The organism is Mycobacterium sp. NTMscope_MAC_269, from assembly GCF_976985695.1.
The window spans coordinates 1,140,203-1,153,662 of the sequence record NZ_OZ335668.1; the positions used below are offsets into that span (position 1 = coordinate 1,140,203).

General features: G+C 66.2%; 15 protein-coding genes. 10 read left to right on the top strand and 5 right to left on the bottom strand.

What is annotated here, in order from left to right; translation table 11 throughout:
- Nucleotides 1–100: 100 nt before the first annotated feature.
- The gene (locus ACZ50Z_RS05745; RefSeq protein WP_464482665.1) at nt 101–1,339 is read left to right on the top strand and encodes a thiolase family protein; all 1,239 of its coding nucleotides are present in this window, start codon (nt 101–103) and stop codon (nt 1,337–1,339) included.
- Between the two features lie 67 nt (nt 1,340–1,406).
- On the top strand, nt 1,407–1,793 hold the full coding sequence (locus tag ACZ50Z_RS05750; RefSeq protein ID WP_464482666.1) for a GNAT family N-acetyltransferase: 387 nt from the start codon (nt 1,407–1,409) through the stop codon (nt 1,791–1,793).
- 43 nt (nt 1,794–1,836) lie between these two features.
- Here the strand turns inward: ACZ50Z_RS05750 and ACZ50Z_RS05755 are convergent, their stop codons facing one another.
- A complete protein-coding gene (locus tag ACZ50Z_RS05755) occupies nt 1,837–3,147 on the bottom strand; it encodes an NAD(P)/FAD-dependent oxidoreductase (RefSeq protein WP_464486108.1) in 1,311 nt (436 codons plus the stop codon).
- Between the two features lie 582 nt (nt 3,148–3,729).
- Between ACZ50Z_RS05755 and ACZ50Z_RS05760 the strand changes: the two genes are divergently transcribed.
- The 4 genes from ACZ50Z_RS05760 to ACZ50Z_RS05775 are packed head-to-tail and all read left to right on the top strand — an operon-like array spanning nt 3,730 to nt 5,926.
- Entirely contained in the window at nt 3,730–4,260 is a 531-nt protein-coding gene (locus ACZ50Z_RS05760) for a cupin domain-containing protein (protein ID WP_464482667.1), read from the top strand.
- A 17-nt stretch (nt 4,261–4,277) separates the two neighbouring features.
- The gene (locus tag ACZ50Z_RS05765) at nt 4,278–4,706 is read left to right on the top strand and encodes a Rid family hydrolase (RefSeq protein ID WP_464482668.1); all 429 of its coding nucleotides are present in this window, start codon (nt 4,278–4,280) and stop codon (nt 4,704–4,706) included.
- Nucleotides 4,707–4,742: 36 nt separating this feature from the next.
- Nucleotides 4,743–5,495 (top strand): SDR family oxidoreductase, encoded by a 753-nt coding sequence (locus tag ACZ50Z_RS05770; protein WP_464482669.1) that lies wholly within the window; start codon nt 4,743–4,745, stop codon nt 5,493–5,495.
- A 20-nt stretch (nt 5,496–5,515) separates the two neighbouring features.
- Nucleotides 5,516–5,926 carry a cupin domain-containing protein gene (locus ACZ50Z_RS05775; RefSeq protein ID WP_464482670.1) on the top strand — a complete coding sequence of 137 codons (411 nt, stop codon included), beginning with the start codon at nt 5,516–5,518 and terminating at the stop codon, nt 5,924–5,926.
- A 12-nt stretch (nt 5,927–5,938) separates the two neighbouring features.
- On the opposite strand, the gene ACZ50Z_RS05780 is transcribed toward ACZ50Z_RS05775, so the two are convergent.
- The 3 genes from ACZ50Z_RS05780 to ACZ50Z_RS05790 form a co-directional block, all read right to left on the bottom strand.
- On the bottom strand, nt 5,939–6,673 hold the full coding sequence (locus ACZ50Z_RS05780; protein WP_464486109.1) for a DUF5666 domain-containing protein: 735 nt from the start codon (nt 6,671–6,673) through the stop codon (nt 5,939–5,941).
- Between the two features lie 126 nt (nt 6,674–6,799).
- A complete protein-coding gene (locus tag ACZ50Z_RS05785) occupies nt 6,800–7,588 on the bottom strand; it encodes a DUF5666 domain-containing protein (RefSeq protein ID WP_464482671.1) in 789 nt (262 codons plus the stop codon).
- A 74-nt stretch (nt 7,589–7,662) separates the two neighbouring features.
- Nucleotides 7,663–9,492, bottom strand: coding sequence for an acyl-CoA dehydrogenase (locus tag ACZ50Z_RS05790; RefSeq protein ID WP_464482672.1), 1,830 nt, complete (start codon nt 9,490–9,492; stop codon nt 7,663–7,665).
- 142 nt (nt 9,493–9,634) lie between these two features.
- Between ACZ50Z_RS05790 and trxA the strand changes: the two genes are divergently transcribed.
- From trxA to ACZ50Z_RS05810, 4 genes are all read left to right on the top strand, one after another.
- Nucleotides 9,635–9,988 carry a thioredoxin gene (gene trxA / locus ACZ50Z_RS05795; RefSeq protein WP_104150706.1) on the top strand — a complete coding sequence of 118 codons (354 nt, stop codon included), beginning with the start codon at nt 9,635–9,637 and terminating at the stop codon, nt 9,986–9,988.
- A gap of 43 nt (nt 9,989–10,031) precedes the next feature.
- Nucleotides 10,032–10,841 carry an enoyl-CoA hydratase gene (locus tag ACZ50Z_RS05800; protein ID WP_464482673.1) on the top strand — a complete coding sequence of 270 codons (810 nt, stop codon included), beginning with the start codon at nt 10,032–10,034 and terminating at the stop codon, nt 10,839–10,841.
- A gap of 27 nt (nt 10,842–10,868) precedes the next feature.
- The gene (locus ACZ50Z_RS05805) at nt 10,869–12,506 is read left to right on the top strand and encodes an ABC-F family ATP-binding cassette domain-containing protein (RefSeq protein ID WP_464482674.1); all 1,638 of its coding nucleotides are present in this window, start codon (nt 10,869–10,871) and stop codon (nt 12,504–12,506) included.
- A gap of 103 nt (nt 12,507–12,609) precedes the next feature.
- A complete protein-coding gene (locus ACZ50Z_RS05810; protein ID WP_464482675.1) occupies nt 12,610–12,819 on the top strand; it encodes a helix-turn-helix domain-containing protein in 210 nt (69 codons plus the stop codon).
- A gap of 13 nt (nt 12,820–12,832) precedes the next feature.
- On the opposite strand, the gene ACZ50Z_RS05815 is transcribed toward ACZ50Z_RS05810, so the two are convergent.
- Entirely contained in the window at nt 12,833–13,447 is a 615-nt protein-coding gene (locus ACZ50Z_RS05815) for a TetR/AcrR family transcriptional regulator (protein ID WP_464482676.1), read from the bottom strand.
- Between the last annotated feature and the right edge of the window lie 13 nt (nt 13,448–13,460).

Below are 13,460 nucleotides of genomic sequence, written 5' to 3' on the forward strand. Positions count from 1 at the left end.
ATCGCTTCGCGCCGCAGACCTTACTTACGGCCGACTCAGCCGACGAACGCGACCGGGGAAGGGGAATCACAAATGTCGGCCTTGGCGGAGAGGGACCCCGATGAGTGAGGCATATGTCCTCGGCGGCGTGCGTACGCCGTTTGCCCGCTACGGGGGCGCGCTATCGGCGATCCGTGCCGACGACCTGTTGGGAATCACGCTCAAGGGCGCATGCGAACGGGTGGGCGTTCCTCTGGGGGCCGTCGAAGATGTCCACGCCGGGTGCGTCAACCCCGCCCACGAGGGGATGGGTGACATTGCGCGATGGGCCGCGCTTGCCGCTGGATTTCCCGACAGCGTCGCGGGCGTGACCGTGAATCGCTTCTGCGGTTCGTCATTGAGTGCGGCGGTGAGTATCAGCCACGCGATCAGAGCCGGCGATCTCGGCCTGGGCATCGCGTGCGGCGTCGAATCGATGTCGCGCTCGGGCTGGGCGCTGATGAAGGGCGACGCGGCCTTCAGCCCCCGTGGTCCGGTGTTGATGCTCGACACCATGTGGAGTGGCGCAGGCGGGCCGCCGAATCCAGCGTTGCTGGCCCGCAACGCCTACCTCAGCATGATCGAGACGGCGCAGAATGTCGCGGATCGCTATTCGCTGAGCCGTCGGGAGATTGATGCGTTTGCGCTACGCTCGCAGCGCCATGCCAAAGCCGCTCGCGACCGAGGGAGGCTGGCCAAAGAGATCATGACGGTGCCCATCGCCGCTTCGAAGAAGACGGCGGCGCGCGTGGTTGAGCACGATGAGTTCATCCGTGACGACACCACGGCGGAGGCGTTGGCGGCACTTCCGGCCCAGCCGGGCACCACACAGATGACGGCGGCCAACTCCTCGCCCCTGAGCGATGGTGCGAGCGCGGTACTCATCGGTTCGAAGGAGCGCGCGGCCGACTTGGGTGTCCAGCCGTTGGCCAGGATGGTGTCTAGCGCCGTCTATGGGATAGATCCGTTGATCATGGGGATAGCTCCGGCGTGGGCGATGCCGGCAGCGATCCGACGCGCCGGCCTGACCCCGCAACAAATCGACGTCTGGGAGATCCACGAGGCGTTCAGCGCGCAAGCCTTGGGGGTGCTGCGGGAGTTACCCAATCAACTCGACGGCTTTCTCGTGCCCGACGACAAGCTCACACCCAATGGTGGGGCGGTGGCGATCGGTCATCCGTTTGGCGCGACCGGCGCGCGGTATTTGTTGACGTTGTCCATTGAGCTACGAGAACGTGGCGCACGCTACGGCGTGATCGGGGTGTGCATCGGCTCGGGCCAAGGGGTGGCGGTAGTGGTGGAAAACCCTGATGCCGTGTAGCTTTCGGCGCCCTCGTACAGCGCAGTGCGGGGTGCCACCTGTGATGACATGGAAGGGATAGCTGATTGTGAGTGAATCGGCAACGTCGATGGGCAGTATCAAACGCAGTGCGCACAATGGACTACAGACAACCATCACCGACAACGCTCAAGACAATCGGTTCGAGGCCGCTGTCGATGGCCAGGTAATCGGTCGGCAGCCCTACCGCCGCTACCGCGCGCACATCGTATTGATGGCTACCGAAGTCGATGCGCAATGGCGTGATCGGGGCGTCTCCTCGGCAATGATCAGTGGTGCGCTCACTCTGATCCGAGGGGCCGGGCACACGGTTATTCCACGGTGCAAGATCACGGCCGACTACATCCTGCGCCATCCCGAATATCGGGACCTGGTGGCCGACCAATATCAGGGATTGCTCCGCCCGGTATCGCGACCCGCGCCGGACAGTCCCTAATCGACCGGCGCGAGGTGCGGGTTGTGCTGTAGCCGGCTGCCCGTCAGCCGGTCTTCGGCATCGGAATGCCCTCGCTGGCGGCGAATTGTGCATCCGCCTCGGACGATAACCCGATCGAGACCACCGAGCGGGTGAAAAAGGCGTCGGTCAGGTAAGCCAGCGACACCGCCCACCGGTTGACGCCCCGGGGAATCGAATACAAGTGATAGGCGCGGGTGACGGCTTTGGCGAGCAGCCCCGACAACCGGATGTTGAGCGGATTGGCCACCGCATACCGCGGCCCGAGATCGACCACCAGACCCAGGTTGCGGTGCTTGTAGGGCTTGGGCCTGCCGTAGCCGAGGCTTGCGGCGACGTTACGGGCCAGCACTTTGCCCTGCCGGGTGGCGTGTTGGGCGGTGGGCGGCGTGATCTTGCCGGGCTGGGTCAGGTCGGGTACCGCGGCCGCATCACCGGCCGCGAACACGCCAGAGTGGTCTGCCACCTGCAGATCGGGCTGCACCGTGATCCTGCCCTTCTCGGTGGGTAGTCCCAGGTGTCCGACCACAGGGGCGCCGGTCACGCCCGTCACCCAGGCGATCGTGCGCGCGTCGACACGCGAATCATCGCTGAGCACAACGTGATCGGCGTGGGCTTCCTTCAGCGTGATGCCGAGTCGGACGTCGATGCCGCGCTTGTGCAGCACGTTGAGCGCGGCCTTGCCGAGTTTCTCGCCCACTTCGGGCATCACCTGTTCGGCCAGGTCCAGAAGCAGGAAGCGCACTTCTGCCGGATCGAAGTCCATTTGTTTGGCCGCCGCGTCGGCGAGTGCCCGCAGCTGCACCACCAGTTCGGTGCCTGAATACGAGGCGCCCACCACTACCACCGTGCGCCGGGCCGCGGCCACTCGCGCGTCATCCTCGATGTTGGCCAGCTCCAGCTGCTCGACAAAGTGGTCACGCAGGTAGAGGGCCTCCGCGGTGGTCTTCAACCCGCGCGCGTAGGTGGCGAGGCCGGGGACGTCGAACAGCCTTGTCACCGATCCCGGAGTCAGTACCAGCCGGTCCCAAGACATGCCATGGCTGCGTTCTTCGGGATCGCAATATGTCAGCGTGCGTCGCGCGAAATCCACACTGTCCACGCGGCCGCGCACCGCGTGCACGCCCCGTAGCGAATTGGCCAGTGGCACAGCGACAAAACGGGCGTCGAGTACTCCGCCGGCCACGTCAGGCAACAACGGTGTGTAGAGCATGTAGTCGACCGGAGAAATAATGGTGATGTTCACGCGAGCGTGCCGCCGGCGCAGGATCCGAGCCAGGCGCCGGGCGCAGCTGAATCCGGTGAATCCGCTTCCCACGATCACAACAGAGGCCACCGGCCCGTGCGAATTTTGTGATGTCACTTCTTGCCTCCCGGTTCAGTGGCTGCGTGGCACCCCGAAGGTGATCGCGGACTGGCCTTCCAGTCGTCGGCCATGGTTGTGGTCCGGCCACGGTTTTCGTGACATGCAGATGAGGTCGATACGCTTCGGCCACAAACGATGCCGCCCGACCGGGTGAACTGTCGTCACCTTCAGCGCATATTCACCCGGGTGACAAGCTGGCCGACCCCGGTGGCCGCGTTGTGTCGCAGCGACTTGAACACCGTCCTGCAGGTCGCCGTCACTCAACCAGCCATTCCGGAGACGGGAATCGTGTGTACCCTGCTGTGCGCGTTGGGTTTTTGAAAGATGCGATGCCACGGCATGGGTGATGAGTCCACGGCAACTAGGGCTCTTTTATCCACGCTCGGTTCCACTGCGGCGCACCACTCACCCGGGTGAATTGGTGGTCGGGGTGATGACAGCTCACCCGGCGTGGTTGCAGTTTCACTAAGAGCAGGACCGGGCAGGATCGTCCCCCGCGTCGGGGGCGGCCGAGCTGAGCTTGTTAAGCGCCGTCGATAGGGAGAAACTGCAGTGGCAACTGACATCTTGAGGCCGGGCGGGCCGCCCGCCAGGTCTGTCGGGCGCACCGAAGGCAAGTCGGTGTTCCAGGGCACGATCGGTGTCCGGCACATCCTCGACCACCTTGATGCGGAAGGGCGCTTCTCCGTCCTCGAGCATCCGATGTCACCGCGAGCGCTGGGCGCACCCCTTCATCGCCACCACAACGAGGACGAGTACAGCTGGATCATCGAGGGACGTGTCGGCGCTCTGCTCGGCGACGAAGTGCTCTACGGCGGGCCCGCCGACTTCATCTTCAAGCCGCGAGGCCAATGGCACACGTTCTGGAATGCGGGCGATGAGCCCGCCCGCATCCTCGAGATCATTTCCCCCGCAGGATTTGAGCAGTTTTTCGACGAGCTGACCGACCTCGGCGGTGTGGACAAGATATCGACAGAGAGCCTAGACGAACTCTGTGCGCGCTACGAGCTGGAGATGGATGTCGACAGTGTCCCTGAACTCTGCAAACGCTTCGGTGTGAAATTTCCCGGTGCGCAAATTTGATGAGAGGGAGCCCCCGCATGTCCAAGCCCAAATTCTTCGATACGCCCGGGTATGGCGAGATCGCCCGCACCCGCAACCACTACCACCAGGCTTTGCGGATCGGCGATCGCATCGAGATCTCCGGCCAGGGCGGCTGGGACACGAATTTCGCGTTGGCGACCACATCCCTAGAGGACGAGATCGACAAGGCGTGCGACAACATCGAAATGACCCTCGCTGAGGCGGGCGCCACCTGGCGCGACGTCGTCAACGTCCGCTCCTATCATGTCCCCACCGCCGATGATTCCATTGGCACTCAACACATGTCGGTGATGGTAGAGCAGTTCCGCAAGCGGTTCGGTGAACGGCAGCCGCTGTGGACCGCGCTGGGCGTCGAGGCGCTCGCACTGCCCGGCCAGCGTGTGGAAATCGAGGTCGTCGCCATCGCCGGATTTGGCAGCAAGTAGACGCGGCCGGTCGAGCGCAACTCTGAAAGGTCCATCATGAAGATCGTGGTCATTGGCGGTCGTGGGCTTATCGGCTCGAAGGTCGCGAGCAAGCTCAGCGCACAAGGACACGACGTGATCGTCGCCTCGCGCCGATCGGGCGTCGATGCACTCACCGGCGCAGGCCTCGCCGACGCCGTCAGCGGTGCGGACGTCCTGGTCGACGTCGCCGATTCGCCTTTGTTCGACGATGAACCTGTGATGCGCTTCTTCACCACCGCGACAGCGAATCTCCTCTCCGCGGAACGGGAGGCGGGAGTCAAACACCATGTCGCGTTGTCCGTGGTGGGGGCGCAGAGCATGCCGGATAGCGGCTACAACACCGCTAAAGCAGCTCAGGAGAACCTGATCAGGGATTCGCGGCGGCCCTATTCGATCGTGCGGGCAACTCCGTTCTACGAATTCGTGGTTGGCTTGGCCGATTCCGCGACAGAGGAAGACATCGTCAGGTTGCCGCACGCGTTGTTCCGTCCGATCGCCGCCGACGATGTCGCCAACGCCGTGGCCCGCGCGGCGGTCGGGCCCCCTATCAATGGGATAACGGAGATCGCCGGACCCGAAGCAATGGGCATGGACGACTTCGTCCGCACGGGCCTTGCCGCCAAGGGCGATCAACGACGGGTCGTGACCGACGCCCAGGCCCCATATTTCGGTGCGGTGATCGACGATCACACCCTTGCGCCCGCCGAGAATGCCACCATCTTCAATACCCGGTACTCGGACTGGCTCAACGCAGGTTCCGTTTCGTAACGCCGCAGGCGGAATATCGAATGTCGCTGAATACGAACGGCTCCGAATCGGAATCAACAATAAGGGTGCTGCAGGAAGTACGGTCACCGTCGATCCCTGCCGGCGCCCAGGTGATGACCGTCCTCATCAACCATCCGCCGGGTGCCCCTGGATATCCGCCACATCGCCTTCCCGGCGGTCCGGGGTTCGGTTACATGATCAGCGGTGAGATGCTGTTCGAGCTCGAGGGTGAAGCGCCACGCGTCCTGCGCGCGGGAGACGCGTTCTGGGGGCCCGGCGGTGACGTCATCCACTATCAGGACGCGAACAACTGCACTGACATTCCTTGCAGCTTCGTCCTCACTCTGTTGTGTGCGCCCGGTCAACCGTTGCGTGAATGGGTTTCCGAAAAGGAGCTTGAGGCACGAAAGGGACTGCGCGTCAACGGTTGACCGGCTCTACCGCTAAAGGTGGAAGTGGAGGTGGGGCAGATGCAGGTGGTGGTGCGGGTGCCCCATCGGTGGGCACGTCTCCAAGCTGATCATCGCCGCGTGCAGCACACCGCCGTCTTGAGTTCCGTTGGCCCCCAGGCACTTACCGTTGGTGATCGCTTGGGCATCCGACGGCGTCTGCCGTTGGTATGAGGTCGAGTCGGTGACGGTCACGGTGGTGGCTGCGCCCGGGCCGCCGGGGCCCAGCCCGGTGACGGCAATGGTGTTGCCCGACACCGAAGCAACCGTCCCGTAGAACCCCGCCGGCGGAGGGCACTTGCCGTCAGCGGACGCGGTGACCGTCACCGATTGCGCGGTGATCGCCCCGGGGGTCGGCGCGCTCTGCGGGGTGGCGCGGACATTCACGCAGCTGCCGGGCATCACGTCGGCCAGCTTGGCCGGGGTGACCTGCACGACCCGCGTTTCCGGCGTGTAATCCACACTCGCGGAGCCGGTTCGCGTCCGCAGCGCGATCGTGCCACCCGACACCGACTGGACCATGCCCTCGACGTAATCCTTGCCGACCGGTGGCGGCGGGGGTGGCGCGGGCGGCGGCATCGCGCTCGGCGCGGTGCTGGGCGGAACGGCCGTGACGGAGGGCGGCGAGCTGGTGCTCGACGTGTCGCGCGAGGTGCCGCACATGGCCACGCACAGCGCGATGAACGCGATCACCGCGCCGATCGCGATCTGCGTCGGCCGGGGTTTCAGCGAAGCGGCACGCACAAACTCTTCTCCATCGCATGTTTCGCCGTCGTGGCCAATCACCCCCGCCGAGCGCGGTTTTCACCCGCGCCCGTCGGGGGCGACGGCAATCTCAGATAGCTCGAGCCGAGGTCATCCACCCTGGCCGGGCTGTTTGGGCTTGCCGCATTTGCCGTCGACGGCTTGTCGTAGCTTGATGCTCGTCGCCTGCAGCGCGCCGCCGTTGTCCGTGGTTCCGCGCGCCGACAGGCACTTGCCCGGCGCGATCGCCTCGGTGTTCGCGGTCGTCTGCTTGCTGTATTTGGTCTTGTCGTCGACCGTCACGGTCGTCTGCGTGGTGTTCCCGCTGGCGTCCGTGCCGGTCAGGTTGATGGTGTTGCCCGAGACCGACGCCACCGAGCCCCGCACCCAGGCCGGCTTGGCGGGCGCCGGCGATGGTGAGCCGGGAGGCGGCGTGCTGCTGGCCCCGCCCGGCGTGGACTCGTGCGGTTTGGGGCAGACGCCGTTGACGGACTCGCTGATCTTGACCTTCGCGGCCGTGACCTGCTGCCCGGGCGCCGATCCCTCCACCGGCTTCACGGCGACGCAGCTGCCCTGAGTGACGTCGGGCAGGCCGGCCGGAACGGCCTCGGTGATCTTGGTGGTCGAGGTGAAGTTCACCGCGGCGGTGGCGTTGTCTTCCTTGGTGACCTGGATGGAGTTGCCCGCCACCGACGCGATCAGGCCGCTGACCTTAGCCTCGGCGTTGGGTGTGGAGGAGGGGGCCGCCGAGGTGACGGTGGACGTCGAGGTGGACGTCGACGTCGAGGTGGAGCTGGATTTGTTCGACGAGCCGCAGGCGGACAGGGACAGGGCGGTGGCCCCCGCGACCGCGAATACCGCGAGGCGTGTGAGCCGGGGCACGGCACAGCTGGCAGACATCAACGTTTCTCCATTCGTCGGTGAGAGCGAACGTCATGGTTTACCCATTCGAGCTGTGGCTAACCTGTGAGCCGTCAGAAGGCGTCTTCGGGTACCTTCATGATCTCGTCGTCGATGCCCTCGACGACGGCGCGCAGGGCGGTCAGCTTCGGCAACATGTTTTTGGCGAAGAACGTCGCGGTCGCGACCTTGCCCTGATAGAACGGTTCGTCCTGTCCCGCTGCGCCCTCGTTCAGCGCGCGGTGCGCGACGCCCGCTTGCACCAGCAATCGCCAGCCGATCAGCAGATCGCCCACCGCGAGCAGGAAACGCACCGACGCCAGCCCCACCTTGTAGATGTCGGTGGGCTGCTGGGCCGCCGACATCAGGTACCCGGTCAGCGCGCCCGTCATCGCGGTCACGTCGTCGTAGGCGGTCTGCAGGAGTTGGGCGACCGGCTTGAGGGCCTCGTCGCAGTCGTCGATGGTCGCGGTGATCTGAGTCGTCAGGAACTGCAGGGCCTCGCCCCGATCACGCACGATCTTGCGGAAGAAGAAGTCGAGCGCCTGGATGGCGGTGGTGCCCTCGTAGAGCGAGTCGATCTTGGAGTCACGGATGTACTGCTCGAGCGGGTAGTCGGCCAGGAAGCCCGAGCCGCCCAGCGTCTGCAGCGATTCGGTCAGCACCTCATAGGCGCGCTCCGAGCTCACCCCCTTGACGATGGGCAGCAGCAGGTCGTCGATCCGGTGCGCCATGTCATGATCGGCGCCCGAAACCCGTTGGGCCACTGCGTCATCCTGGTGCGCTGCGGCGTACATGTAGAGCGCCCGCAGGCCCTCGGCGTAGGCCTTCTGGGTCATCAGGCTGCGGCGCACGTCGGGGTGGTGGATGATGGTGACCCGCGGGGCGGTCTTGTCGGACATCTGCGTCAGGTCCGCTCCTTGCACCCGCTCTTTGGCGAAGGCCAGCGCGTTCAGATAACCAGTGGACAGCGTGCCGGCGGCCTTGACACCAATCGTCATCCGCGCGTGCTCGATCACGGTGAACATCTGCGCGATACCCCGGTGTACGTCGCCGACCAAGTAGCCGACGGCGGGCACATCGGTTGCGCCGAAGGTCAATTCGCACGTGGGGGAGGACTTGATGCCCATCTTGTGTTCCAGGCCGGTGACGAAAACCCCGTTGCGTGCGCCGAGTTCGAACGTGTCCGGGTCGAACAGATAGTTGGGCACGTAGAACAGGCTCAGGCCCTTGGTGCCCGGGCCGGCGCCCTCGGGGCGGGCCAGCACCAGGTGGAAGATGTTCTCGGCGGTGTCGCCGACGTCGCCGCCGGAGATGAAGCGCTTGACGCCCTCGATGTGCCACGTGCCGTCGGGTTGTTCGAAGGCCTTGGCGCGCCCGGCGCCGACGTCGGAACCCGCGTCGGGTTCGGTGAGCACCATGGTGGCCGCCCAGCCGCGCTCGACGCCCTCGGCGGCCCAATGCCGCTGCTGCTCGTTGCCCTCGATGTAAAGGGCCTGCGACATCAACGGGCCGAGGCAGAAGAAGTTCGCCGACGGGTTGGCGCAGATGATCATCTCGTTGACCCCCCACGCCAGCGGCGGGGGAGCCGCCATGCCGCCGATCTCCTCGGCCAGCATCAGCCGCCACCAGCCGGCCTCCTTGATCGCCTGCACCGTCTTGGCCAGCTCCTCGGGCACGCTGATGGTGTGCTCGGCCGGGTCGAATTCCGGTGGGTTGCGGTCGGCGAAGGCGAAGGATTCCGCGACCGGGCCCTCGGCGAGCCGGGCGGCCTCGGCCAATATTGTGCGGACCGTCTCCTCGTCGAGTTCGCCGTAGTCTCCGGTGCCCAGGACGGCGCCGATGTCGAGGACTTCGAAGAAGTTGAACTCGAGGTCACGGACGTTTGCGATGTAGTGGCCCAACGCGATTCCCCCACTGGTTCATCGAGGCGGCGGATGGTCAGGCACAGTCTGTCGGACGCGGGAAAACGTACGCAACCGTAACCAGGGGGGTGCGGTGCGGCGGGGCGGGAACACCACGTCGGCGCCGGGCGTTACGGCAAATGTGACAACACTTGATCTCACCGCTGAGAAGTTCAACGAAACCATCGAGGGCAACGACATCGTCCTCGTCGACTTCTGGGCGTCCTGGTGTGGTCCGTGCCGCCAGTTCGGCCCCACTTTCCAGGCGTCGTCGGAGAAACATCCCGACATCGTGCACGCCAAGGTCGACACCGAGGCGGAGCAGCAGCTGGCCGCGGCCGCCCAGATCCGGTCCATTCCTACGTTGATGGCCTTCAAGAAGGGCAAACTGCTGTTCAACCAGCCCGGGGCGCTGCCGCCGGCGGCCCTGGAGGACCTCGTCGCGCAGGTCCGTGCCTTCGACATCGACGCGGCCGAGGCCGGGCAGGCCGAATAAGCGCGGCACCGCGCCGCTGCCGGCCACGCGCTAGGTTGCATGGGTGAGTTTGGTACTGGTAGACCACCCGCGGCCGGGCGTCGCGCTGATAACCCTCAACCGGCCCGAGCGGATGAACTCCATGGCGTTCGACGTCATGGTGCCTCTCAAGGAAGCCCTGGAGAAGGTCAGGTACGACAACGCGGTGCGCGTGGTGGTCCTGACCGGGGCCGGCCGGGGCTTTTCCTCGGGCGCCGACCACAAGTCCGCGGGCTCGGTGCCCCACGTCGAGGGGCTGACCCGCCCGACCTACGCGCTGCGCTCGATGGAGATCCTCGACGAGGTCATCCTGGGTTTGCGCCGGCTGCACCAACCGGTGATCGCCGCGGTCAACGGCCCCGCCATCGGCGGTGGGCTGTGCCTGGCGCTGGCCGCCGACATTCGTGTGGCCTCCACCAGCGCCTACTTCCGCGCCGCCGGCATCAACAACGGGCTGACGGCCAGCGAACTGGGGCTGTCTTATTTGCTGCCGCGGGCCATCGGGTCGTCGCGGGCGTTCGAGATCATGCTCACCGGCCGCGACATCACCGCGGAGGAGGCCGAGCGCATCGGGCTGGTGTCCTGCCAGGTGCCCGAGAAGCAGCTGCTGGACACCTGCTACGCCATCGCCGCGCGGATCGCGGCGTTCTCGCGGCCAGGCGTCGAGTTGACCAAGCGCACGCTGTGGAGTGGACTGGACGCCGGTAGCCTGGAAGGGCACATGCAAGCCGAAGGCTTGGGACAGCTTTTCGTCCGCCTGCTCACCGCCAACTTCGAAGAAGCGGTTGCCGCGCGCGCAGAACGACGACCAGCGGTATTCACCGACGACAAATAGGCGTCTTTTCAACTCAGGAGAGCGATCGTGATCACGGCCACGGACCTGGAGGTCCGCGCTGGTGCGCGCATCCTGCTCTCACCCGACGGCCCCGACCTGCGGGTCCAGCCCGGTGACCGCATCGGCCTGGTCGGCCGCAACGGCGCGGGCAAGACCACCACGCTGCGCATCCTGGCGGGGGAGACCGAGCCGTATGCCGGGGCGATCACCCGCACCGGCGAAATCGGTTATCTGCCACAGGATCCCAAAGAGGGTGATCTCGATGTGCTGGCCCGCGACCGGGTCCTGTCGGCCCGCGGGCTGGATGTCTTGCTCACCGACCTGGAAAAGCAGCAGGCGTTGATGGCCGAGGTCGCCGACGACGACGCCCGCGACCGTGCGATTCGTCGGTACGGGCAGCTCGAGGAGCGTTTCGTGGCCCTGGGCGGCTACGGCGCGGAGAGCGAAGCCAGCCGCATCTGCGCCAGTCTCGGTCTGCCGGAACGGGTGCTGACGCAGCAGCTGCGCACTCTGTCCGGCGGGCAGCGCCGGCGGGTGGAATTGGCACGCATCCTGTTCGCCGCCTCCGAGGGCGGCGCCGGGACGTCGGGCTCGGAGACCACGCTGCTCCTCGATGAGCCCACCAACCACCTGGACGCGGACTCCATCGGCTGGTTGCGCGATTTCCTGCGCGCCCACACCGGAGGGCTGGTGATCATCAGCCACAACGTCGAATTGCTCGCCGACGTCGTCAACCGGGTGTGGTTTTTGGACGCCGTGCGCGGCGAGGCCGACGTCTACAACATGGGGTGGCAGAAGTATCTCGATGCCCGCGCGACCGACGAGCAGCGTCGCCGCCGGGAGCGCACGAACGCCGAACGCAAGGCCGCCGCGCTGCGGAGCCAGGCCGCGAAGCTCGGCGCCAAGGCCACCAAAGCCGTTGCCGCCCAGAACATGTTGCGTCGTGCCGACCGGATGATGGCGGCGCTCGACGAGGAGCGCGTCGCCGACAAGGTGGCCCGCATCAAGTTCCCGACGCCAGCCGCGTGCGGGCGCACCCCGCTGGTGGCCAAGGGGTTGAGCAAGTCGTACGGGTCGCTGGAGGTGTTCACCGGTGTCGATCTCGCGATCGACCGGGGCTCGCGGGTGGTGGTGCTGGGGCTCAACGGCGCCGGCAAGACCACACTGCTGAGACTGCTGGCGGGCACCGAAGCCCCTGACACCGGGGGGCTCGAGCCCGGGCACGGCCTACGGATCGGCTACTTCGCGCAGGAGCATGACACCCTCGACAACGACGCGAGCGTCTGGGAGAACATCCGCCACGCCGCACCGGATTCGGGCGAGCAGGACCTGCGCGGCCTGTTGGGCGCGTTCATGTTCAGCGGTCCGCAGCTCGACCAACTGGCGGGGACCCTGTCCGGCGGTGAGAAAACGCGGCTCGCGCTGGCCGGTCTGGTGGCCTCGACCGCCAACGTCCTGTTGCTCGACGAACCGACCAACAACCTCGACCCGGCATCGCGCGAACAGGTGCTCGACGCGCTGCGCAGTTACCACGGGGCGGTGGTGCTGGTGACGCACGACCCCGGCGCCGCCGAGGCCCTCGACCCGCAACGGGTGGTGCTGCTGCCCGACGGCACCGAGGACTACTGGTCCGAGGAATACCGGGATCTCATCGAGCTCGCCTGATTTTGCGATCCGCGGCCGCAGGCGATTTGGCGAAAGCGGCCCGCGGCCGACAACGGCTTCTTACTCTAGGTGCTTGCGGTCGTGTCCCGGCGTCGGAGGAGCCATGAGAAGAACAGTGCACAGGTCGGCCAAGGCGCGCGACCAGTTGTTGGACGAGCTACGCCACGCCTACGAAGGCGGGGCCAGCATCCGCAGTCTGGTTGCCACGACCGGCAGGTCGTACGGGTCGATCCACAGCCTGCTGCGGGAGTCGGGTACCACGATGCGCAGCCGCGGCGGCCCCAACCGGACCGCTAAGGCCGCGCGAGCGTAGCGGCACTGCGAAATCACGTCCCCTTGCTCGCAGTGTCGCTACGCTCGCGTCGAGAACCTCCAAAATCACTGCGCCGCACCGAATTTTCCACCAGGTCGAGCACCGAGGCCAGGCGTTGCGGATCCTCGCCGGACGCCAACCGGGCCACCAGGCCGTCGAGCACCAACTCCAGATAGCACCGCAGCACATCGCCGGGCACGTCGTCGCGCACCCGGTGTGCCTCCGTCTGCCTGCGCAACCGGTCGGTGGTCGCCGCCGCCAGCTCGGCTGAACGCTCCGCCCAGCCGCGGCTGAACGCGGGATCGTTGCGCAGCTTGCGGGCGATCTCCAATCTGGTGGCCAGCCAGTCGAACTGGTCGGGTGCGGCCAGCATGTCCCGCATCACCTGGATCAGTCCGGCGCGGGAGGCCACATCGGCCATCCGCTCGGCGTCCTCGTGGGCGAGGGCGAAAAACAGCGCGTCCTTGTCCCGGAAATGGTGGAAGATCGCGCCCCGCGACATCCCGATCGCCTTCTCCAGCCGGCGCACGGTCGCCTTGTCATAGCCGAATTCGGCAAAACAGCGGCGGGCGCCGTCGAGGATCTGGCGGCGGCGCGCCGCCAGATGGTCCTCGCTGACCTTGGGCACGAGTGGCGGGGCC